Origin of the sequence: Allobosea sp. MMO-172 (assembly GCF_037147855.1) — a bacterium.
In the GTDB taxonomy this organism is placed as follows: Bacteria; Pseudomonadota; Alphaproteobacteria; order Rhizobiales; family Beijerinckiaceae; genus Allobosea.
Genome location: NZ_JBBCUM010000046.1, coordinates 1 through 1,058, shown reverse-complemented (window position 1 = coordinate 1,058; position 1,058 = coordinate 1). Strand labels below are relative to the sequence as shown.

General features: G+C 57.6%; 2 protein-coding genes. One reads left to right on the top strand and one right to left on the bottom strand.

Annotated elements, in window-relative coordinates; genetic code table 11:
• Positions 1 to 16: 16 nt before the first annotated feature.
• Positions 17 to 900 (bottom strand): IS630 family transposase gene (locus WFK61_RS26025; RefSeq protein WP_336814941.1). Its coding sequence is split into 2 segments (ribosomal slippage): positions 17 to 636 and positions 636 to 900, totalling 885 coding nucleotides; the frame shifts between segments, so codons are not numbered across the junction.
• On the opposite strand from WFK61_RS26025, the gene WFK61_RS26020 reads away from it, so the two are divergent.
• Positions 848 to 1,058: hypothetical protein (locus tag WFK61_RS26020; protein WP_336814942.1), on the top strand; the 211-nt coding region annotated here is incomplete at its 3' end. The genes WFK61_RS26025 and WFK61_RS26020 overlap by 53 nt on opposite strands.

Genomic DNA, 1,058 nt, shown 5'->3' with positions numbered 1-1,058 from the left:
CTAGAGCGTGTCCGCTTTACTCGGGTTCATATCCGCACGATCTGAAGTAGTTTGCGCATTCTTGTGGTTCGAACAGCGTGACGATATGGCTGATGGAATTCCATAAGCCGTCGATCGTTCGCTCGGCTTTTGCGCGCAAGACGGCCTTGAGCTTCGCAAATGCCTTCTCGATGGGGTTAAAGTCGGGACTGTAGGGAGGAAGGTAAAGCAAGCGGCATCCGGCGTCTTCGATTGCGTAACGCACGCCTTCCGCTTTGTGTGCAGGCAGATTGTCCATGATAACGATATCGCCCGGTGCCAAGGTTGGAATGAGAACCTGCTGGACATAGGCCTGGAATGCGACCCCGTTCATCGCACCGTCCAAGACCATGGGTGCGGTCATTCCGGATAGCCTGAGCGCTCCGGTAAACGTCGTTGTCTTCCAATGGCCGTGCGGGACCGGTGAGCGGCATCGATCTCCGCAAGGGGCCCGTCCGCGAAGTCGAGACATCTTCGTGCTCAGGCCGGTTTCATCGATGAAGACGAGCCGCGCCGGATCGAGATCGAGTTGGCCGTCGAACCAGTCCTGACGACGTTTCAGGAGGTCAGGACGCTCCTGCTCCAGTGCATGCGCGGTCTTTTTTTGAAAGTCCAACCGCGCTTTCGCAGCCAGACGTCAAGCGCGCTACGGCCAATCGATACGGCTCTATCTTCACGCAATCGCAGAACCATCTCGTTGAGCGTGATATCCTTTGCCTCTTCGATCATGCCGATGATGAAGTCCTCGTGAGCATCGAGGCGTGAGCCACCGCGTCGGCCCTGCTTCGCAGGCGTCAACTGACCCGCCCGTGCGCTGGCGATCCAGGCGATGGCCGTTGAAATGCCAATTCCAAATCTGGCCGCCGCTGATCGCGCCGACATGCCATCGCGTGACGCAGCCAGAACGCGGCTACGCAGATCATCACTGAAAGCTCGGGTCATTTTGCCTCCGACCAAATCAACAGTCGGGGCGATGGAATCAGAATTCGGCAGCCAAGGGAATCATCAACGCGATTCCTCGTTCAATGGACGTGCTCTAG